Annotated in this window: 19 protein-coding genes, 1 pseudogene and 1 riboswitch; of the genes and pseudogenes, 13 read left to right on the top strand and 7 right to left on the bottom strand. The window is 40.1% G+C overall.

The window, feature by feature from the left end; genetic code table 11:
* Nucleotides 1–3: 3 nt before the first annotated feature.
* Complete coding sequence (locus NMK36_RS01715; RefSeq protein WP_072719101.1) at nt 4–948, top strand: GDP-L-fucose synthase family protein; 945 nt, start codon at nt 4–6, stop codon at nt 946–948.
* A gap of 61 nt (nt 949–1,009) precedes the next feature.
* Here the strand turns inward: NMK36_RS01715 and NMK36_RS01710 are convergent, their stop codons facing one another.
* Entirely contained in the window at nt 1,010–2,293 is a 1,284-nt protein-coding gene (locus NMK36_RS01710) for a valine--pyruvate transaminase (RefSeq protein ID WP_254172851.1), read from the bottom strand.
* Between the two features lie 197 nt (nt 2,294–2,490).
* Between NMK36_RS01710 and NMK36_RS01705 the strand changes: the two genes are divergently transcribed.
* Together NMK36_RS01705 and NMK36_RS01700 are read left to right on the top strand one after the other, a co-directional pair.
* Nucleotides 2,491–3,333: a Tab2/Atab2 family RNA-binding protein gene (locus tag NMK36_RS01705; RefSeq protein ID WP_072719134.1), complete on the top strand. Its 843-nt coding sequence runs from the start codon at nt 2,491–2,493 to the stop codon at nt 3,331–3,333.
* 106 nt (nt 3,334–3,439) lie between these two features.
* Nucleotides 3,440–4,228 carry an Rpn family recombination-promoting nuclease/putative transposase gene (locus NMK36_RS01700; RefSeq protein ID WP_072719099.1) on the top strand — a complete coding sequence of 263 codons (789 nt, stop codon included), beginning with the start codon at nt 3,440–3,442 and terminating at the stop codon, nt 4,226–4,228.
* A 135-nt stretch (nt 4,229–4,363) separates the two neighbouring features.
* On the opposite strand, the gene NMK36_RS01695 is transcribed toward NMK36_RS01700, so the two are convergent.
* A complete protein-coding gene (locus NMK36_RS01695) occupies nt 4,364–4,963 on the bottom strand; it encodes a DJ-1/PfpI family protein (protein ID WP_072719098.1) in 600 nt (199 codons plus the stop codon).
* A 109-nt stretch (nt 4,964–5,072) separates the two neighbouring features.
* Between NMK36_RS01695 and NMK36_RS01690 the strand changes: the two genes are divergently transcribed.
* Both NMK36_RS01690 and NMK36_RS01685 read left to right on the top strand, forming a co-directional pair.
* Nucleotides 5,073–6,203, top strand: coding sequence for a histidinol-phosphate transaminase (locus tag NMK36_RS01690; protein WP_072719097.1), 1,131 nt, complete (start codon nt 5,073–5,075; stop codon nt 6,201–6,203).
* Nucleotides 6,204–6,229: 26 nt separating this feature from the next.
* Nucleotides 6,230–7,012 (top strand): ABC transporter permease, encoded by a 783-nt coding sequence (locus NMK36_RS01685; RefSeq protein WP_072719096.1) that lies wholly within the window; start codon nt 6,230–6,232, stop codon nt 7,010–7,012.
* 23 nt (nt 7,013–7,035) lie between these two features.
* On the opposite strand, the gene NMK36_RS01680 is transcribed toward NMK36_RS01685, so the two are convergent.
* On the bottom strand, nt 7,036–10,506 hold the full coding sequence (locus tag NMK36_RS01680; protein ID WP_083579989.1) for a hybrid sensor histidine kinase/response regulator: 3,471 nt from the start codon (nt 10,504–10,506) through the stop codon (nt 7,036–7,038).
* 908 nt (nt 10,507–11,414) lie between these two features.
* On the opposite strand from NMK36_RS01680, the gene NMK36_RS01675 reads away from it, so the two are divergent.
* On the top strand, nt 11,415–12,500 hold the full coding sequence (locus NMK36_RS01675; protein ID WP_072719094.1) for a hypothetical protein: 1,086 nt from the start codon (nt 11,415–11,417) through the stop codon (nt 12,498–12,500).
* Nucleotides 12,501–12,669: 169 nt separating this feature from the next.
* Complete coding sequence (locus NMK36_RS01670; protein ID WP_072719093.1) at nt 12,670–12,849, top strand: hypothetical protein; 180 nt, start codon at nt 12,670–12,672, stop codon at nt 12,847–12,849.
* An 88-nt stretch (nt 12,850–12,937) separates the two neighbouring features.
* On the opposite strand, the gene NMK36_RS01665 is transcribed toward NMK36_RS01670, so the two are convergent.
* Nucleotides 12,938–13,948: a DnaJ C-terminal domain-containing protein gene (locus NMK36_RS01665; protein WP_072719092.1), complete on the bottom strand. Its 1,011-nt coding sequence runs from the start codon at nt 13,946–13,948 to the stop codon at nt 12,938–12,940.
* A gap of 365 nt (nt 13,949–14,313) precedes the next feature.
* Here NMK36_RS01665 and ccsB point away from each other — a divergent pair, with 365 nt between their 5' ends.
* The 6 genes from ccsB to NMK36_RS01635 all read left to right on the top strand — a co-directional run bounded on the left by ccsB (nt 14,314) and on the right by NMK36_RS01635 (nt 18,451).
* Nucleotides 14,314–15,345 (top strand): c-type cytochrome biogenesis protein CcsB, encoded by a 1,032-nt coding sequence (ccsB, locus tag NMK36_RS01660; protein ID WP_072719091.1) that lies wholly within the window; start codon nt 14,314–14,316, stop codon nt 15,343–15,345.
* A gap of 62 nt (nt 15,346–15,407) precedes the next feature.
* On the top strand, nt 15,408–15,773 hold the full coding sequence (locus tag NMK36_RS01655) for a KGK domain-containing protein (RefSeq protein ID WP_072719090.1): 366 nt from the start codon (nt 15,408–15,410) through the stop codon (nt 15,771–15,773).
* Nucleotides 15,774–16,078: 305 nt separating this feature from the next.
* On the top strand, nt 16,079–17,077 hold the full coding sequence (locus NMK36_RS01650; protein WP_072719089.1) for an RNA polymerase sigma factor, RpoD/SigA family: 999 nt from the start codon (nt 16,079–16,081) through the stop codon (nt 17,075–17,077).
* 98 nt (nt 17,078–17,175) lie between these two features.
* Nucleotides 17,176–17,664, top strand: coding sequence for a GNAT family N-acetyltransferase (locus NMK36_RS01645; RefSeq protein ID WP_072719088.1), 489 nt, complete (start codon nt 17,176–17,178; stop codon nt 17,662–17,664).
* 88 nt (nt 17,665–17,752) lie between these two features.
* Nucleotides 17,753–17,959, top strand: a complete 207-nt coding sequence (locus NMK36_RS01640) for a glycogen debranching protein (RefSeq protein WP_072719087.1) — start codon at nt 17,753–17,755, stop codon at nt 17,957–17,959.
* A gap of 270 nt (nt 17,960–18,229) precedes the next feature.
* Nucleotides 18,230–18,451 (top strand): hypothetical protein, encoded by a 222-nt coding sequence (locus NMK36_RS01635; RefSeq protein ID WP_072719086.1) that lies wholly within the window; start codon nt 18,230–18,232, stop codon nt 18,449–18,451.
* Between the two features lie 38 nt (nt 18,452–18,489).
* Here NMK36_RS01635 and NMK36_RS01630 read toward each other — a convergent pair whose 3' ends face one another.
* The 3 genes and pseudogenes from NMK36_RS01630 to NMK36_RS01620 form a co-directional block, all read right to left on the bottom strand.
* On the bottom strand, nt 18,490–18,957 hold the full coding sequence (locus NMK36_RS01630; RefSeq protein ID WP_254172850.1) for a universal stress protein: 468 nt from the start codon (nt 18,955–18,957) through the stop codon (nt 18,490–18,492).
* A 139-nt stretch (nt 18,958–19,096) separates the two neighbouring features.
* Nucleotides 19,097–20,485 (bottom strand): annotated as a pseudogene (thiC, locus tag NMK36_RS01625) (phosphomethylpyrimidine synthase); the annotation flags it as partial.
* A riboswitch (TPP riboswitch) is annotated at nt 20,485–20,584 on the bottom strand. (Overlaps the previous pseudogene by 1 nt.)
* Nucleotides 20,585–20,674: 90 nt before the next feature.
* Nucleotides 20,675–21,055: a Uma2 family endonuclease gene (locus NMK36_RS01620; protein WP_072719083.1), complete on the bottom strand. Its 381-nt coding sequence runs from the start codon at nt 21,053–21,055 to the stop codon at nt 20,675–20,677.
* Nucleotides 21,056–21,089: the final 34 nt, after the last annotated feature.

Here is a 21,089-nt window from a genome sequence, read left to right as displayed (position 1 = left end):
TTCATGAGTCCACTGGATTTAACAAATAAACGGATTCTGGTGACAGGAGGTGCGGGTTTTTTAGGGCGTCAAGTGGTAGCTCAACTGCATCAAGCAGGTGCTGATCCAAAGCAGATTATGATCCCTCGTTCTAAAGATTATAATCTGTGTACATTAGACGCTTGCCAAAAAGTGGTTCAGGATCAAGATATTGTGATTCATTTGGCGGCACACGTTGGTGGCATTGGTTTGAATTTAGTCAAACCGGCGGAACTGTTTTACGATAACTTGATGATGGGGACTCAATTAATTGAAAGTGCCTATCGTGCAGGGGTAGAAAAGTTTGTTTGTGTGGGAACCATTTGCGCCTATCCTAAGTTTACACCTGTTCCTTTTAAAGAAGATGATCTGTGGGACGGTTATCCTGAAGAAACCAATGCACCCTATGGAATTGCTAAAAAAGCATTGTTGGTGCAATTACAAGCTTATCGTCAACAATATGGTTTCAATGGAATTTATCTGTTACCCGTGAATTTATACGGCCCTGAAGATAATTTTGATCCCAAAAGTTCCCATGTAATTCCGGCATTAATTCGCAAGGTTTATGAAGCTCAACAACGGGGAGATAAAACTCTCCCAGTTTGGGGAGATGGGAGTCCCAGTCGCGAGTTTCTGTATTCAACGGATGCAGCACGGGGAATTGTTATGGCTACTCAATTGTACAATGAACCCGACCCCGTGAATTTAGGGACAAATCAGGAAGTCAAAATTAAAGACTTAGTAGAAACGATTTGTGAATTGATGGGATTTGAGGGAGAAATTGTCTGGGAAACGGATAAACCCAATGGTCAACCTCGGCGTTGTTTAGATACAACTAGAGCGAAAGAAAAATTCGGGTTTATAGCAGAAGTTGGCTTTAAAGAAGGGTTAAAAAATACCATTGATTGGTATCGTCAACACGCTGAATAAGGTTTTAAAAAGTAACGATTAGGGTGTTTCATGTAAAGTGACACACCCTTTTTTATGACCCTTAAACAGCAATTGCTGCGGATTTATAAATCTGCTCAACAACTGTTGCTAACCGCTTCATTCCTTCTGTAATTTCTTCATCCGTTGCCGTTAAACTAATGCGAAGACATTGGTTTTTATGGCTCCATTCTCCTTGTAAACCGGGGAAAAATGAACTACCGGGAACCACAATTAAACCGACTTCTTTTAGCTGCTGATAAAGTTCCCAATCCGTCATCGGTAAATCTTTAAACCACATCCAGGCAAAAATTGCGCCTTCACCTCGATGTAAAAACCAAGGTAAATTGTTAGGCATGGCTTGATTTAATGCCGTTTCAACAACGGTGAATTTCTGCTGATAATAAGGACGAATTACCTCCGTGGCAATTTCTGATAATGCTCCACACCCAATAGCACGGGCGGCAATGGCTTGTCCATAACGGGGGGAATGAATACACATATTGGTTTGAAATGCTTCTAATACCTGAATTGTGCTTTCATTCCCGATGGCAATTCCTAATCGTTCCCCCGGTAAACCTGCTTTTGATAAACTAATACAATGAATAATATTATCTCCAAAAACAGGTTTCATTTCTGTAAAATTCAACGCCGGAAAGGGGGGTGCATAGGCTGAATCAATAAACACAGGAACATTAAAAGGTGCTGCTAATGCTGCAATTTTTTTGACTTCTTCTTCCGTCAAAACATTACCACTGGGATTACAGGGACGGGAGAAAACAACACAGCCAGTCGTTTCATCAATCGTTAATTGATTAAAATCAGGACGATATTTAAAATAATGATTAGCTTCATCAATATCTAAGGCGGGTTGATAGGAAAAAACCGCTTTAGGAATTAAACTCACACCCCCATATCCGGTATAATCAGGACTTAAAGGTAAAACAACTTTTTTCAGTTTGCCTTCGGTGGTATATCCCCCAAAGGCATTAGCTGCATAGAAATAAATCGATTGACTCCCCGGTGTAATTAATACATTACGGTCAGTTAAATTTAACCCATAACGAGAGTTAAAATCCTCAACAATAACATCAATAAAAGGTTGATATCCCTGACTCGAACCATACCGACAAACCACTTCCCCATATTCAGGACTCGATAGCAATTGTTCCGTACAATCTCGCCAAAGTTGTTCAACTTCTGGCAAAATTACCGGATTTCCCGCACTTAAATTAATAAAATCTTTGCCTTTTCCTGATCTTAACGTTTCAATAATATCTTTCATAATGGCACGAACCCCGGTTAAACGAGACATCCGTTCACCAAATTGTGTCAATGCAGGATTCATAGTTCTATAACCCAATTAATTAATTAACATCATTCTCCTGTTATCAGGAGACGGCAGGCAGAATCATAACCCGAAATCTGATACCCAAAACCTCAGCAATGGAATTTGATCCCTGTTAATCTTCATTTGATCAATCTTAACCTTAGAATTGAAAATACAGAATAGTTTCAATCAGAATGTTAGGGGTTTTTGTGTCTATGGTGATCTGGCAAGCTGATTTTTATCGTCGTCCCCTGAAGGATACCACTGGGAAACCCCTTTGGGAGTTATTAGTCTGTGATCAGACTCGCCAAGTTGAGTTTATAGCGATGTGTCCTCAATCGCAAGCGAATTCGACTTGGTTAATTGAACAGTTACAGCAAGCAATTGTAATCCAAAAACCGGAGCGAATTCAAGTCTTTCGTCCCCAGTCTTTCAGTTTATTAGAAATGGCTGGCAAAGCATTAGGAATTTCGGTAGAACCCTCTCGAAATACTATGGCTTTAAAACAGTGGTTAGAGGAACGTTCAAAAGTCTATTCTAAGTTAGAAAATTATACGGGGGAACCCTATAATCCTGTGACGTTAGATCAACCCCCCCCTTTACCTTTACCTGAAAATTTATGGGGTGATCGCTGGCGATTTGCTAACCTATCTGCGGGAAATTTGCAAGCGTTTTTTGCAGATAGTCCGATTCCAATTTTACAAACACCGGATGAATTTTTACCGTTAAATTTAGGATTAGCATCTGTAGTTGCCATTCCTGGGATTGTGATTGATGGGGGTAAAAAATCGATGCCGTTAGCGCGATGGTTAGCCGAAATTAAACCTTTTTCTTGCAATTATATAGCGGGTTCACCCGATGGATTAATTTTAGAATCGGGGTTAATTGATCGTTGGGTAATAGCCACTTTTGAAGATGCAGAGGTCATAGAAGCTGCTAAAACCTTTGAAGTGAGAAAGCAGTTAGCTAAAGGATTACATTTTTTATTAGTTCAACCGGATGATTCGGGAATGACATTCAGTGGATTTTGGTTATTAAAAGGGGAACTGAAAAATTAATCATTAACCTGATAATTCTGGTTGAACCCATCAATTAGCTATAGTAGTTTAGATTGAGCACATTGTAAAATGAATAGATGAGGAGATTCGGGAGGGATAATCAAGGGTGTTTGACAGTATTTGCAAGTTTTTGGCTGAAAATTATTCTCAAGATTTAGCGAGTTGGTTGTTGGGTTCTCCCGTTGCGTTAACAGAGTTAAGTCCCCAAGAGTTATCCTTGGAACCCATTCGGGCTGATTCCCTGATCTTACTGCAATCGGATGATCTGGTCTTGCATACAGAATTTCAAACGGAACCCGATGCTAAAATCCCTTTTCGGATGTTAGATTATCGAGTAAGGGTCTATCGCCGTTTTCCTAATAAAGTCATGCGTCAGGTGGTGATTTATCTGGATCGCACTAACTCTCCTTTAGTCCAAGAAAATAGTTTTCGCCTAGAGAATACATTTCATCAGTTTGAGGTGATTCGTCTTTGGGAACAACCACCTGAAGAGTTTTTAAATGTATTAGGACTGTTACCCTTTGCGGTACTGAGTCAGACGGATGATCCGACAATGATATTAAGTCAAGTGGCTGAAGTGATTAACAGAATTACAGATCAACAAGTTCAAAGTAATCTTACGGCTGCTTCGGCAATTTTGGCGGGTTTAATTTTAAATCAAGATACCGTGAAAAGAATTTTAAGGAGTGATCTTATGCGAAATTCAGTGATTTATCAAGAAATCCTACAAGAAGGGAAATTGCAAGGGAAATTGCAAGGGAAATTAGAAGGGAAAATTGAAGGGAAATTGGAAGCTAAGGAAGAAGTTGCTTTAAATTTATTGCGAATGGGTTTTAGTTTAGAGCAAGTGATTCAAGCAACGGGATTAAGTATTGAAGACATTCAATCTTTGTAAAACGCTTGAGTATTCCCGTCATTGATATCGAGAATTTATATATTGTTCAAGAAACCCTGTTTTTGAATCATAAGCTTACGCAGATATTAGATAAAATTAAGTGTATGATATCTGCGTAAGCCTCGAATTGGGAAACTAAACCTTTGCCAATTCTAAATGCTCAATTTTTGTTCCTAATACCGTTAAAAATGCAGCTAACCAACGGGGATGAGCCGGCCAAGCGGGAGCGGTAATTAAATTTCCATCAACAATGGCATCATCAACAGCAATATCCGCATATTCTCCTCCGGCGCGAATCACATCAGGCCCACAAGCAGGATAGGCAGAACACCGTTTTCCCTGTAAAACATCGGCTGCTGCTAACAGTTGAGCACCATGACAAATAGCAGCAATGGGTTTATTCGTTTGAGCAAAATACTGCACCATTTTAATAACATCTGCATTCAACCGAATATATTCTGGTGCCCGTCCACCGGGTATCACTAACGCATCATAATTTTCGGGTTTAATTTGATCAAATGTGGCATTTAAGGTGAAATTATGACCGGGTTTTTCACTATAGGTTTGGTCGCCTTCAAAGTCATGAATTGCAGTTTTTACCTTTTCCTCTGCTTTTTTTCCCGGACACACTGCATGAACCGTATGTCCGACCATTTGCAAGGCTTGAAACGGAACCATGCACTCGTAATCTTCAACGAAGTCACCCACGAGCATTAAAATTTGTTTGGCTGCCATAGTTCAATTCAATCAGAAGAATATTAGTTTTTGGATGTTATTTTAGTCTAAATTAAGAGATAATAGAGTTTGTGTGAACTTAAGAAAAAATTACGATCACGTCAACGCCATGCTGTCTTTTCTCCGCAACGACCTCAACCAAATTAACGCCTATACTCCTCACCCTGGGGGAAGTTCCGGTAGTCCGGTGGAGGCTGAAATTTTGGATCGTTTGGATACGAATGAATGTCCCTATGATTTACCAGAAGCGTTAAAACAAAAGCTGGCGTGGACGTATCAACATGAAATTGAAACGAATCGTTATCCTGATGGCAGTCATTTCCCGTTAAAACTAGCGATCGCAAGCTATATTAATGAAATCATTTCTAATTCGGAAGCCTATGTTAATCCTGAGCAAATTTCTGTAGGGAATGGGTCGGATGAATTAATTCGCTCCATCTTAATTGCCACTTCTTTAGGGGGAGAAGGGTCAATTTTAGTGGCTAATCCCACCTTTTCCATGTATGGAATTATTGCTCAAACTTTAGGGATTCCAGTTGTGAACGTGGGACGGGATGAAGACACATTTGAAATGGATTTAAAAGCCGCTAAAACTACAATTGAAACCACACAAAATTCTCCCATTCGAGTTGTATTTGTGGTGCATCCTAATTCCCCAACGGCTAATGCTTTAACAGAAGATGAATTAGACTGGTTAAGAAGCTTACCCAAAGATATTTTAGTGGTTATTGATGAAGCTTATTTTGAGTTTAGTCAAACCAGTGTTGTCGAGGAGTTAAAACAGCATCCCAATTGGGTGATTTTACGCACCTTTTCTAAAGCTTTTCGCTTGGCTTCATTACGCGCTGGATATGCGATCGCTCATCCTGAATTGATCACTGCATTAGAAAAAGTTCGTCTTCCCTATAATCTCCCCAGTTTCACACAAACCGCAGCGTTATTAGCTTTAAATCACCGTCAAGAGTTACTCGCCGTTATTCCTGAAATATTGGGAGAACGCACTCGTTTAATTAATACTTTAGCTCAAAATAAACAGTTAAAGCTTTGGCGAAGTGATGCTAATTTTATTTATATTAGACTCACTGATGAACGCAATTCTGAACCTGCATTAAACGAGATCATGCAACAATTAAAAACCAAAGGAACATTAGTCCGTCACACTGGAGGAGGACTGCGAATTACCATTGGTCGTCCTGATGAAAATCAACGCACCATTGAACGGTTATTTTCTATTTTATAGGGACAAGGGAACAACAGGAAGTTATGATGCAACGCTATTTTAAAATTTTAACCTTATTTTGGGAAACTGCGATTTCGGCAGAACTAGAATATCGGGTAAATTTTTTGATTTCTGCTATCACTAGCTTAGGGAGTTTAATTGGCAGTATGTTTAGCCTGTTTCTATTTTATAGAACCGGGTATAGTTTTGAAGGATGGAGTTGGGAAGAAGCCTTAATTGTTCTGGGGATTTTTACAATTTTACAAGGAATTTCTACAACAATATTAGTTCCCAATTTAAACAGAATTGTTACCCATGTTCAAGATGGAACCTTAGATTTTGTCTTACTTAAACCCCTCAGTAGTCAATTTTGGCTATCCACCCGGATGATTTCTCCTTGGGGAACCCCAGATTTAATTTTTGGTTGTTCAATTGTTGTCTATGAAGGTAATAAACTCGGCTTAACTGGAAGAGATTATCTCGATAGTTTATTGCCTTTATCCTTTGGCATTATGAGTTTATACAGTATATGGTTTATCTTAGGAGCAACCAGTATTTGGTTTGTTAAAATTTATAATGTCACCGAGGTATTACGGGGATTATTAGAAGCCGGACGATATCCAATGGTGGCTTATCCCATGGCTTATCGTTTCTTTTTTACCTTTATTGTTCCCGTCGCATTTTTAACAACAATTCCCGCCGAATCTATTTTAGGACGAACGCAAATCTCCTGGGTGATGGGTTCAGGATTATTAGCTTTAGGGCTATTAATATTTTCGGCAAAGTTTTGGGAATTTGCTTTAAAATACTATACCAGCGCATCAAGTTAATTTCCAATTATAACCCCGCTTTATTATCCAATAATTCCAACTAAATTGGCAACTGTAAACAATAATTCATGGGATTCTACAGGTTTTGCCAAATGAGCGTGAAATCCTGCCGAAAATGCTGCTGTGCGGTCTTCAGCTTTGGCATAAGCCGTCAACGCTAAAGCCGGAATTTGACCTCCTTCTTCTGGGGGTAATAAACGAATTCGACGTAATAAAGAATAACCGTCTCCTTGAGGCATTCCAATATCACTCACTAAGATATGAAATGGAGATGTACTACTGTTGTCTTTTAATAAATTAAATGCTTCTTCAGCACTACCTGCCGTCACCACATTTGCCCCACAATTTTGTAAAATATGAGCCACTAAATCACGAGCATCAACTTCATCATCAACGACTAACACTCGTATTCCTTTTAATTTAAAACAACTTTCTAGGAGCAAATCATTATCACTGAGAAAATCTTGAAAATCATCATTTTCTTCTAATAACTCTGATGTCATAAAAGGTAACTTGACCGTAAAGGTTGTACCCTGTCCTAACCCAGGACTATCAACGCTAACAGTTCCCCCATGCAGTTCAACTAAATGACGCACAATGGCTAATCCTAATCCTAATCCCCCTTGTTTGCGAGTAATAGAACCATCAGCTTGTCGAAAACGCTCAAATACAAAAGGTAAAAAATCTGGACTAATTCCTTGTCCTGTATCACTCACTTGAATTTCTCCATATTCTACCTTTTCAACTCCTTCCGAAAACGACCCATTCCGTTGAGTTAGAGAATCTAAACGAGAACCGGAATTTTCCTCTTGAAACTTACCAAGTCGCACTTCAATTTTTCCGCCTTCTGAGCTAAATTTCACTGCATTTGTGAGTAGATTCCAAATCACCTGCTGTAAACGATTGCTATCCCCCATCACAATCCCAATATTAGATTGAAGAGAAACATGAATCTTAATATTTTTTGCCTCCGCCGCCGGACGTACTGTGTCAATGGCAGCTTCAATAATTGGAATTAAAGAAGTTGGAGCCAGACTTAAATGTAATTTGCCACTCATAATTCGAGAGACATCTAATAAATCCTCAATGAGTTGAGCTAAAGAACGGGTATTGCGGTTAATTGTTTCTGTAGCTCGATTAAAAGTTTCTGCATCTAAATGTTTCGACATTAATAGTTGTGTCCATCCCAACATGGCATTCAACGGTGTTCGTAATTCATGGGAAAGTGTTGCTAAAAATTCATCTTTGAGACGGTTTGCTTCCGCTAACTCTTCCGCACGGGTGCGGAGTTGAGCTTCTAATTGTTTACGGTTGGTAATATCGCGTAAAGCCGTTACTTGAACTTGACGTCCTTTATAAACATGGGGACGACCGATAATTTCTAAATTAAATTTTATCCCATCTTTTTTTAAGCCAAAAGCCTCAACTGGAGCTTCTAAATTCTTCCGCAAATTGTGTAAAATTAAAGCGTGACTATCAGGAGTAACAAAATCTAAAAAAGACGCTCCAATCATGTTTTCTAAACAGCAATCAAACATAATAGCTGCCCCTTGATTAGCCTCTAAAATCATCCCATTTTCATGAATAATAATTCCATCAAACGTCGTTTCAATTAACGTTCTAAACCGAGCTTCACTTTCTTGTAATTCTTCTTCTGCGTGTTTTCGTTCTGTAATATCTTCATAGATAAAAACCACTTCCCGAATTTGACCAATTTCATCCCGCACCGGATAAATATAAGCTTGTATCCAACGTTGAGCATAGCTATAACGAGATAATCCTGGGAAGGTTTCATGGGGATCATACAAAATCGGAGGAATGGTCACCGATTCCCCAGCAAATCCCCGTTTAATATAAGAGATAATTTCTTTTTCAATGAATTGTTTATCGTTAAAAAGATTGTAATCTTTGATATTTTCTCCTTTAATTCCCCACAAATCTTCCCAGGCCCGGTTGACACGCTGAACAGAGCCATCTACCGATAAAATTAAAATACTCAAAGGAGATTGTTCAACCATCGTTCGATATTGCACTTCTGAACGACGTAATAAAGCTTCCGCTTGACGGCTTTCTGTGCGGTCAATCGCCACCCCCCCGACTAACGGCTGTCCGTAAGCATCCCAAATCGGAAATTGATAAACTAAAAATTCTCCCATAGTGCCATCCCGTCTAGGGACAGACTTAATCACTTCTAAAACACGGTTTTCTGAAGCAACAATAGAAATACAATCGAGGAATTCTGAAGCTAAGTGGGAAGGAAATAGATCAACAACTGTTGTTCCTAAAGCTTCCTTGAAAACATTAAAGGTTTGAGTATAGCTTTTACTAAAATATAACATTCGACCTTGGCGATCGCAAATCCAAGCGCTGGCTGGACTATAATCCATAAAAGCTTGAAATCGGGCTTCACTATCTCGCAACGCTTTTTCGGATTTTCTTAATTCTGTTGCCGTTTTTTCAGCAATACGTCGGGCTTGAATTTGCGATCGCATTAATCCAAATAAAATAATACCGACTAAACTCCCTGACAAGGCAATATAGGGAGCAATCAAACGTTGAGAATTAAAATCCAGTTCCGGGCGAGACGTATATTTAATTGTCCAAGTTTGTCCAGCAATCGAAATCATTTTCCGTCGCTCAAATCGAGGCTTGAATCCAAAGGGATGCTGCTGAGAATTAGAATCATACAAAAGATGGGCTGGGGTAATCGCTAAACCATCATAAATTTCAAAATCAATCAAAGACTCTCGATTACTCCCGAAAAGTCCTTGCATCAAATCTCCCATCCGAAATGGACTATAGATAAATCCCCGTAATTTCTGCCGTCTTTCTGCTACCGTTGGCGGAATAGAATTGCCTTGATAAATGGGAAAATAGATTAAAAAACCCGCTTGTTTTTTCTGGTCAATTTCTTGGCGAAGAATGACTCGACCGGATGCGATGGGTAGACCCGCATCACGAGCACGTTCCATCGCCTTACGACGCACAGGTTCGCTAAACATATCAAAACCAATAGCGGCTTGGTTGCGTTGATCTAAGGGTTCTAGGTAGATAATGGCATAATATTCCGGGCGAGGATAATCAGGATGAGGCGTAAAGTTGGACATCCCTTCCTGTCGCATTCGGTCAATTAATTGATCTTTTTCCGAGGGCGAAAACCGAATACTAAATCCAATCCCTTGAATACCCGGATATTCTTCACGCAGTTGTAACCGTTCCATGTAGGCGCGAAACGTTTCTCGATCTACAGTCTCTTGAGCCGCAAATAATCCACTTCCCGCCCGCAGTAAGGCAATATAGGTTTTAACATGATCTCGGATTAAATTTTCTGTGCGTTGGATAGAAGAGTCAAATCGCAACCGATCTTGAGTACGCGCCGTAGATTCCACATAATAGGTTGCCAGTGCCGTCAGCAGCAATGTGCTTAACAGAACCAGATACGGAACAATCTGCCGATTGGGTGACAAGAACTTATAGAGCCATTTACGCTTCATAGAGGCATAATCGAACGTCTGATGATTAGGAACGCAGGTAGACAATAAGTGATCTGGGCTACTTCAATTATTACTCTTTCTGAGCGGATCAGACTTACATCGCCTATTTTGATTGTGATGCAGGCTTGGCTCTAATGTCACATTCATTTAACAAATACTTAGATTTTCTATCCGTAGACAGACTGATCTCATACCCTTTTCAATTTCTGAAGGGAACAAGGAACAGAGATAATACTTCTGGCTGTTTCATGTCAGTTGTAAATTATTAAAATCTATTTGGGATTGCTATAGGTGCTGATTTTTAAAGGCTAATTCTGTTTTTTATTATTCTCTATTTCGTTTTTTAATCACTAACTTCCTCTAATAAATACCCCAGTGCTTCTATTTCTTAAAAAAAAGTGTAGGGGGGAATCAAAGCTCAGATTGATGGGAACTTCGATTTTATCTACTTCCGCCCCTACTTACAAACCCGCTACCACATCTTTCAACAGGGATGCTACCGGATTGAGTCTACATCTGGCTCCTCTGAGTCACTTAAGGAGATTAAGTTCTAACCTAGAAATTCCTTAAGTGCATAGGACACATCTCTCTGCTACTGTGCGCCTATTATCTCAATGAAACTAGAGGCTTGAAAATCCATAAAGTTAACAAGTTGCATCTGTAAAATTACTGATCCTTGTACATTGGGAGCAAAGACACATATTTTGTGTATTTTGTCAATATACACAAATGGGTGTTTTTGTAGACAAAATTCAGAAGATGATACAAAAAATGTAGCCAATATTTTCAAAATTGTATTCAAAAAGTAATGCTGTAACTCTCCATCCCCAAAATTTCCTGAATCTGTAGGCCAGCCGAAGGAAAGATCCGGTTAAAGATTCCTCTGAAGCGTTTAGCTTTCTTCTGCTATGAGAGTTCATCCTCGATTCATTGCTCTACTCGGTGTTCTGTGTTTACTTCCGGCTGAACCCCTCTATGCCTTTCCCCTCCAAGCAAACAACAATTCAGTTCCTGTTGCTCAGTTTGTGAATCCCTCTAATCCTTTGACTTCTGACTTTCCAATATCCCTTGCAGCTTTGGTCAAACAAAAAGCTATGGAACTTACTGGTGTTCCTGCATCGAGTGTCACCCTTCTCAATGCAGAACGTCGCATCTGGCCTAATGGCTGTTTAGGTCTTTCCTTTCCCGACATCGCCTGTTCCCAAAGCCAAGTCGAAGGCTGGTTAGTCACCGTTAAGAGTGGCGAAAAAGGTTTACTATTTCGCACGAATAACCGAGGGAATACAATTTATCTGGAAAATGGTTTGAGTGTTTTACCTGTTTCTGTAAAAGAAGCCGTATTAAAAGCGGCACAGTCCCAGTCAGGAATTCCCCGGAATCAACTTCAAATTATTCAAGCCAATTCTCGTCTTTGGGATGGATGTTTAGGCGTTCATCAACCTGATCAAATGTGTCCTCAAATTGCAATTTTCGGTTGGCAAATCACCGTCAGAGGTAGGGGTCAACGTTGGATTTACCATACAAATCAGGATGGATTTCAAGTCCGACTTTATAGCACCACGGCTCAAGGAAATAGCAATATTGGAACCCTGCAACCGATTCCCTTTAGTCCCACTGAAGTCTCTCCTTCCTTACCCAGAGGTGCTGTATTTCAGACCATTTCTTCTGGGGGAATTACGGGAGGTTTGTCTAAAGTAACGTTGTGGTCAGATGGATGGATTACTTCCCAACAATTAAACGGAGGTCAACCTTCTATCATTAAACGGAATTGGATTCCACCCCAAGAAGTTCAGGCTTTCCAAAGACTGCTGACTACACAACCGTTCACTCAATATGATCGTCTCAGTTTTCCCGCGCCTTCAGGAGCCGCTGATTTCATCACCGTAACCTTAGTGGGACAAGCCACCGTAACCCGCTATGCCGATTTAAACGTTCAATTTCTCCCCCAACCCTTACGCACTATTATTACCGCTTGGGAACAGATTCAAAACTGAAGGTAAATGATTGATAGTTTCTTTCCCCAAACGTCTTTCAATTCTTAACGGTTTATTTACAAAACTTTGCACAACTGTTAAAGTATTTGTCATTTTCGTAACAAAATTTCGATAAGGGATAAAGTGGAATTAAAAAAGAAATAGAAAAGTTTGGGGAGGAAAACCTACAATGTTTATCAATCTTTACTGGAGGAAACCCCTTTCTCATCCACACCTAGAAAAACCGACCCTAGAAACGCCGATTTTGACCCAGACCCAAAGCAAAAGCCTCGCCAAAAAAGGACAATTAGTGGCGCGTTGGGTAAAGGATGAAAATTCTCGGCTTTCTTGCCAATGGGTGAATGAGTAGTTTTATCGTCCAAAAACATTCAACAATTTATGCAAGTTCACAGTATTAACCGATCAGGACACCATGCTTCTGATCGGTTTAAACATTTTTAGAGTTTCATTTCTTTCAAGCTGCTGCGGGGATTAAACGTCCGAGTCGCGCGAATTTTTTCATAATATTCTCGTTCATTGGGATTAAGTTCTTTAGGGGGAACTACAACAATTTTAACTAATTGATCCGTGCGTCCTCCTCCCTTGGGTTTTGGCCATCCTTTGCCTCGCAATCGCAAGGACTGTCCTGAACGAATTCCCGGTGGAATATTCATCGTTACCATCCCATCGGGTGTAGGAACTTCAACAGAGGTTCCTAAAACCACTTCATCCGGGGTTAAAGGCAGTTCACAAACCAAATTTTCCCCGTCAAATTGGAAAAAAGGATGGGGTTGCAGTTCCACTTTCAGGTATAAATCCCCCCGTTGTTGGGTGTAGGGATCGAGTTGACCTTGACCACGAACTCTAATTTTACTCCCCGGTTTTACTCCCGCCGGAATCGTGACTTCCCCGGTTCCATAGCGTTTTTGGGTTCCATGAAAGGCTTCACTGAGAGAGAGCGTGACAATCGCTTCCGAATCGGCGATGGCAGAAGTGTTGCGGCTATTAAATCCAGAGGAAAAATCATTATAAGCACCCCCTCCAAATCCCGAAGGATTTCCGGGTTGGGTACGATAGGAATAACTGCGACTGCTACTTGCTCCAGGTCTTGGCCCTCCACCCGCACGGCCTAAAAGAGCATTAATAAATTCATCAAAACTGTTAAATTGGCTAAAGTCAAATCCGCTAAAATCTACGTTGGAACCTGCCCCACCGGGCCATCCGGCACTTCCGGCTTGATTCCAATATTGACCAAATTGATCGTATTTTCCCCGTTTATCAGTGTCGGACAAAACTTCATAGGCTTCGTTCACTTCTTTAAAACGGGCTTCGGCTTGTTTATTCCCTGGATTCATATCCGGGTGATATTTCCGGGCAAGTTTACGGTAGGCTTTTTTAATATCATCAGCCGTTGCCACTTTCTCCAATCCTAAAATCGCGTAGTAGTCTTTATAGTCAGTCCCAGGCATTCTTCCCCTCTCCTCAATACAGTGATCCTGAAGCCAGTTGTTTTTTGATTAATATTCTTTAATATAGTTCAGCAGATTAATTTCCTAAGCTGCTCCTGATCTCAATTTAGGGGTTTAATCAGGCTGGATTTCCCGACGCTCAACATCCCCTATCTCAGTGCTGCTTAATCTTTACTTACAAGGTATCAAGGTTTTTAAGGCAATTGGGTTCGGTTGTTGCTGATGGAATCAGCGCAATGTCCGAACTTTACGAAATCAGGATCTCAACGGAAACATCACCCAAGATCGCCAGGAATCGGTAGGATCAGTAGAGATAGAGTTCTGAAAAAACTCGGTAATTCATACCGTTACCAGGAGAATCGTTCATGAGTCTGGTTATACTCCAGAATGGATTAGATAATATATCCTTTGCCCTTTTATTTGCCACCCTGTTATTGTATTGGGTGGGGGCTGCATTTCCTAATATTCCTTATCTCTGGGCGTTGGGAACCGCAGGAATGGCGATCGCTAATCTTTCGATTGCAGCCCTATTGGGAGCGAGATGGATTGAGGCAGGTTACTTTCCTATTAGTAATTTATATGAATCGCTATTTTTCCTAACGTGGGGTATTACAACGATTCATCTGATTGCTGAAAATATGAGTCGTAGCCGTTTAGTGGGAGTTGTAACTTCTCCTGTGGCGATGGCAATTGTAGCCTTTGCAGCTTTAAAATTACCGCCCCAAATGCGCGTGGCTGAACCGTTAGTACCCGCTTTAAAATCTAACTGGTTAATGATGCACGTCAGCGTCATGATGTTAAGTTATGCCACCTTAATGGTCGGTTCTTTGTTAGCGATCGCCTTTTTAATTCTGACACGGGGACAGGAAGTTGAATTAAGTGGTAGTTCTCTCGGAACCCGCATTTCTCGAAATCATCAGAAACCGGTTACTAATTTAGTCACCTATTCTCTGTCCACGGTTACAGACTCCAACCCCCAAGGGTTAACAACGAATGGAAATAGTACAACGGCTGTCTTAGAAGCGGTTAAACTCACAGATAATCTTCTCTCTGTTCAACCTCTGTCTCCACAGCGATTAACGTTAGTGGAAACGATTGATAATATCAGTTATCGGATTATTGGATTAGGATTTCCGCTTTTAACCATTGGGATTATCGCTGGGGCTGTTTGGGCGAATGAAGCTTGGGGTTCCTATTGGAGTTGGGATCCCAAAGAAACCTGGGCGTTAATTACTTGGTTAGTGTTCGCCGCTTATTTACACGCACGCATTACTCGCGGTTGGCAAGGACGGAAACCTGCTATTTTAGCAGCCACAGGATTCGTCGTGGTGTGGGTGTGCTATTTAGGAGTTAATCTATTAGGAAAAGGGTTACATTCCTACGGTTGGTTCTTCTAAATGAATTTGAACCCTTTTGAGGGTAATTCCCTTGCACAAAAGACAATTTACAGGACACAGAAATGAGCGATTCAACTTATATTCTCAATGATGATGATGTGATTAATACCAGTGAAAGTGCCTTGATGTTTCAATGCACATTTAAAGCTAGTGAATTTTTGTCTATTATGGAATCTAAGTTAGAGGAGGAAAATTTATTTAAGGAAGGGATCGAGTGTCAACTGCTACGTCCTGGTAAATCTTGGCAAACCGGGAAGTTTCGGATTCGTTTAGAATTTTGCCCCGATGAACCCGATGCAGAACCTAAAGGTATTCCCACGTCGGAATTTACTTCCCCCCCAACAACTCCTGCTGTTCCATCTGACTCTGATTCGGATATTCCTCCTTTTGTTCCTCGACCCACTAAGAGTGTAGGAATGTGGAGTTAAGGATTAGAGTTATTCCTCTCAAATTTGCCGAATTTTATCAAGGCTCATGATTCAAAGTTCAAGAAATTGGATTTTGAATTTTGAGCTTTAACTTTTGAGGTGAAAACACCGAACACCTATCTCCTGGCTTCTGTAGAGATAGGATTAATTCTCCCAGTTTTTTAAAAGAGTCTTCTATAATGGAACCAACATAAAGTAGTGATAGATGGGATTTCCTTGTCTTCTGATCTGACAGAAGATTTTGACGATGGGGAAAACTGCAAGCGAACTGTTCAAATTTAGATCGTCAACTGGAGGATATAACCATGAATCCACAGAATTCGACGTTTTTTCCGATTACAGAAACCACTGTAGCGGGAGATGACGCAATTGCTGCATTATTTAAACGCATGGCGCGTTATCCTTTACTCAAACCCAATGAAGAAATAGAACTCGGTCGTCATATTCAAACCCTGGTTAAAATTGAAGAATTACAAACTCGACTGACCCTGGAATTAGGGTACTTACCTACTCCCGTAGAACTCGCCACGTTTCTAGGCATTACGGAAACAGAACTCAAACATCAACTAAAATTAGGAACGGCGGCTAAAAGTCGGATGATTAGTTCTAATTTACGGTTAGTGGTTTCTATTGCTAAACGTTATATTAATCGAGGGGTTCCGTTTTTAGATTTAATTCAAGAAGGGGCTTTAGGACTCAACCGCGCTACGGAGAAATTTGATCCAGATAAAGGATATAAATTTTCTACCTATGCTTATTGGTGGATTCGTCAAGGGATTACCCGAACCATTGCTAATCAAGGACGCACCATTCGATTACCCGTTCATGTTGTTGAACAATTGAATAAACTCAAGATAGCTTACCGAGATTTAAAGCGATCGCTTCAACGAAAACCTACGGAAGAAGAATTAGCAGAAGCTGTTGCGATTACCCCCCAACAAATTCGCATTCTTGAACAAGTTCATCGGAAATCTCTATCATTAAATCACCGAATTGGGACGGAAGAGAACTCGGAATTAATGGATATTTTAGAAGATCAAGAAACTCAAACCCCTGAAGCTCAAATGAATGAAATGATGATGCGTCAGGATTTATTGGAAGTTTTAGGAACGGTTTTAACGGAACGGGAAAAAGATGTTTTAGCTTTGCGATTTGGATTAACCACCGGAGTTCCTTACACCTTAGAAGAAGTGAGTGGTCTTTATGATCTTTCACGGGAACGAGTGCGACAAATTCAAGCCAGAGCCATGCGAAAGTTACGTCGTCCTCATATTGCAGAACGGTTAAAAGGTTGGATTAAATAATTTTTTCCGGTAGGATTGATTTGAATTGTTGTATACTGACAAAAATCTAACACGTTAGAAAAAATTTGATTGTCATTATCAACTGTTCAAAATCGGATATGTCAAAATCAGCAATTTTAAGACCAGCAACCCTTGAGGATATTCCTGTTTTATTCCAACTGATTCAAGCCTTAGCGGAATACGAAAACCTATCCCATGAAGTGAGTGGAAGTGCGGAAAACTTAAAACAACATTTATTGGGTTCTCCATCCTATATAGAAGCAATTTTAGCTGAAGTTAAAGGAAAAGCCGTTGGTTTTGCCTTATTTTTTCATAACTATTCTACGTTTTTAACCCAACCTGGAATTTATTTAGAAGATTTATTTGTCCTTCCTGAATATCGTCGTCAAGGGATTGGTAAAGCCTTAATCACTCATGTAGCAGAATTAGCAGTATCCAGAGGGTGTGGACGTTTAGAATGGTCTGTTTTAGATTGGAATCAACCCGCTATTGATTTTTATGAAAAAATAGGCGCGAAAATTTTCCCCGACTGGCGCATTTGTCGGGTCACTGGAGCTTCTTTAGCAGCATTGGGAAACCCAAAATAATCTGTCCTTTTTACTTTTTTGAGCCTTGTGCTTGAATGTTGATAAAATAAAAGCCATTCATGGGTATTGAGTCAGGAGAAAATTTACAATGACCATTTGGGTAAATGAACAACTTGATCCGATGGGAATCGTCTATTCTTGTATTGCTTGTTGTGATGAGAAGCAAGCTCAAGATTGCCATCAGTCCTTTCAAAGAAACTTAACAGAAATCCAAAAACAACAAGGTTGGGTTGCTATTCTGAGAACCGTTGAATCTTGGGATGATGTTCCTGTCAGTGCCTTAAAATTAAATTAAGTTTGTATGAGTCAAATCACTGGCTAGGCATGATTGAGATCACAGTATAACATCCTAAGAATCACAATTGTTATTGAGGTTTAATCACGTCTTTGAAGCCCAAACTCTGAAATAATAGCTGTAAAGATTAAAAGTTCAAACCCCCTTATTTAATAGTTCTCATCGAATTACAGGCTAAAACTCTACAGAATTATCTCTAAATCTGTGGAGTTTTCCAAATTCTCGATTCTCCATCATCACATCAATTCAGTTATCCCAACTAACCGGATCATGGAACCACCTATTTGTTTAATTGAGTCCGCACTCAGCGAATTGTTCGTTAAAGTTAATGAAACAGGTCAGATCACATTAGCTGATCGCTATGGGTTATTGGCTGCAATTTTTGATGAGAGTTTAACGGAAGAGGAATTGCGATCGCTCAGTCGAATTTATCGGTCTATTGCACGCAAACAAATTGAAGTGGTGGATGAAATTTCTAGCCTTCAAGAGTAAATTGTGATTCAATCTCTGTAAGTTCATTTGCCAACACCCTATTTCCCTTGAACAATCAATACCGCACAGGGGGCATGATGGACAACATGATAACTCACACTCCCTAAAAGTGTTTCCATAACCGCACTTTTTCCACGTCTTCCCATGACGATAATATCAGCATTCCAATTTTTAGCGACCTGACAAATCAAACGTCCTGCATTCCCTTCTTTCCAATCCCATTCGGCTTGAATTCCTGCTTCAATGGCACGGTTTTCTAACCCAGTTAACCATAACCGCACTTTTTCTAAATCTTGTTCTAACTTCTCTTGAACAAATTTATAATGGTGAACAATCTTTTCAACTTGCACACTGGTATAAGTATAACTTTCCGGTTCGTCCAAAGACAAACGGTGAAAAATCATCAACTGTCCCGATGATTTCCGCGCTAATTCTAACGCGGCTTCAAATACCATTTTACTTTGCACTGACTGATCAATGGCGACTAAAATTCGTTGATAATTCATACACCGTTTTTGTGCTTTAGCACCTCCTCTTTGAATTCATTTTAACCTAAAAAGTAAACACTCAGAAACCGGGTTTCTCACTAGACTGTTAGCTCTAACGAAGAAATACTATTAGAAACCCGGTTTCTAACTCATTGAATTAACGTTGAGTTACAACTTCTTTTTCCTTAGCTAAGAATTTTTCTAATTCTGTTAACGCATCCGCATCAACTTTCGTTTGCATCGGACAGAATTTAGGGCCACACATCGAACAGAATTCAGCCGTTTTGTAGATATCCGCCGGAAGGGTTTCGTCATGATATTCCTTCGCCCGTTCTGGGTCTAAGGATAACTCAAATTGACGAGTCCAATCAAAATTATATCGCGCTGTGGATAACTCATCATCTCGGTCACGGGCTCCAATGCGATGACGGGCAATATCGGCAGCATGGGCGGCAATTTTATAGGCAATTAACCCATTTCTGACGTCTTCTGCATTGGGTAAACCGAGGTGTTCTTTTGGCGTGACATAACATAACATTGCAGTTCCGTGCCAACCTGCGATCGCCGCCCCAATAGCTGAGGTAATATGATCATAACCGGGGGCAATATCTGTTACTAACGGCCCTAAAACATAGAAGGGCGCTTCTGAACACTCCTCCATTTGTTTTTTAACATTAAATTCAATTTGATCCATCGGAACGTGACCGGGGCCTTCTACCATCACTTGTACATCATGTTCCCAGGCGCGGCGAGTTAATTGTCCGAGGGTTTTGAGTTCGGAAAGTTGAGCATCATCGGAGGCGTCATGGGTACAACCCGGACGTAGAGAGTCTCCTAAACTAAAGGAAACATCGTATTTTTTGAAGATTTCAATAATATCGTCAAAGTGGGTATAAAGGGGATTTTGTTTATGATGATGGAGCATCCAACGAGCAATAATTCCGCCACCACGAGACACAATTCCGGTAATTCGACTTCTGACTAACGGCAGATATTCAATTAATAATCCCGCATGAATCGTCATATAATCCACACCTTGTTGGGCGTGTTTTTCAATCACATGGAGAAAATCATCGGGGGTGAGATTTTCAATTTTACCGTGAACACTTTCTAAAACTTGATAAATGGGAACTGTACCAATGGGAACTGGAGAAGCCTTAATAATTGCCGTCCGAATTTCATCTAAATTACCGCCTCCAGTGGATAAATCCATCACGGTATCGGCACCATATTTAACGGCTAAATTCAGTTTAGCAACTTCTTCATCTAAATTAGAAGAATTAGGAGAGGCGCCAATATTAGCATTAACTTTACATTTAGAGGCAATTCCTATCGCCATCGGTTCCAAATTGGGATGATTAATATTAGCAGGAATAATCATCCGTCCCCGTGCGACTTCTTCCCGAATTAACTCAGCCGGAAGGTTTTCCCGTTGAGCAACATAGTTCATTTCTTCCGTAATAACCCCTTGACGGGCGTAGTGCATTTGAGAAACGTTGCTCTGTCCATGCCGTTTGGCAATCCATTCTGTCCGCATCTTGAATTTCCTCTTATTAACAGCTTCCCTCCGCCGGTACTAACCGGACTCAGGTTCCAAGGGTGTCTTTTCTCAGCCTGAACCTAGCAGGCACCCCTAGCTTATTAGCTGAAAATGGTATCACAATTTTTGTTAAATGAGTACAATTTAATTAAATCTTTGGAAAATTAGGAATATTTAGGGCGTAATTATACTCATTTAATTCAATCCTAATACATCTTCATAAATTTCTGAGACAGAACAACTAAAATTAATACTTTCTAATTGAAGAGTTTCCTGGGGTTTATAGGTAAACAATTCCCATCGTCCGTCTGAATTTCGTCTAAAACATTCAATATTAATTTTATTTTGGCTAATCAATACATATTCTTGTAAGGTTTCAATCTGTCGATAGTCGGCAAATTTATCACCTCGGTTAAAGGCTTCAGTTGAGGCAGATAATACTTCAATAATTAAACTCGGATATTGTTTAAAATAACCATTATTTCTGTCGCGGGAGTCACAAGTTACCATAATATCAGGATAATAATAAACGTCTGCGGTTTTGTCGGTTATCAAATTAAATGTCGCATTTACCACATTAATGTCGCTTTGAGAAACAGGACTAAAACCC

The sequence above is a fragment of the Planktothrix pseudagardhii genome (assembly GCF_904830925.1).
GTDB lineage: Bacteria > Cyanobacteriota > Cyanobacteriia > Cyanobacteriales > Microcoleaceae > Planktothrix > Planktothrix tepida.
The sequence above is the reverse complement of the archived record's forward strand: the minus strand, read 5'-3'. Positions and strand labels throughout refer to the sequence as shown.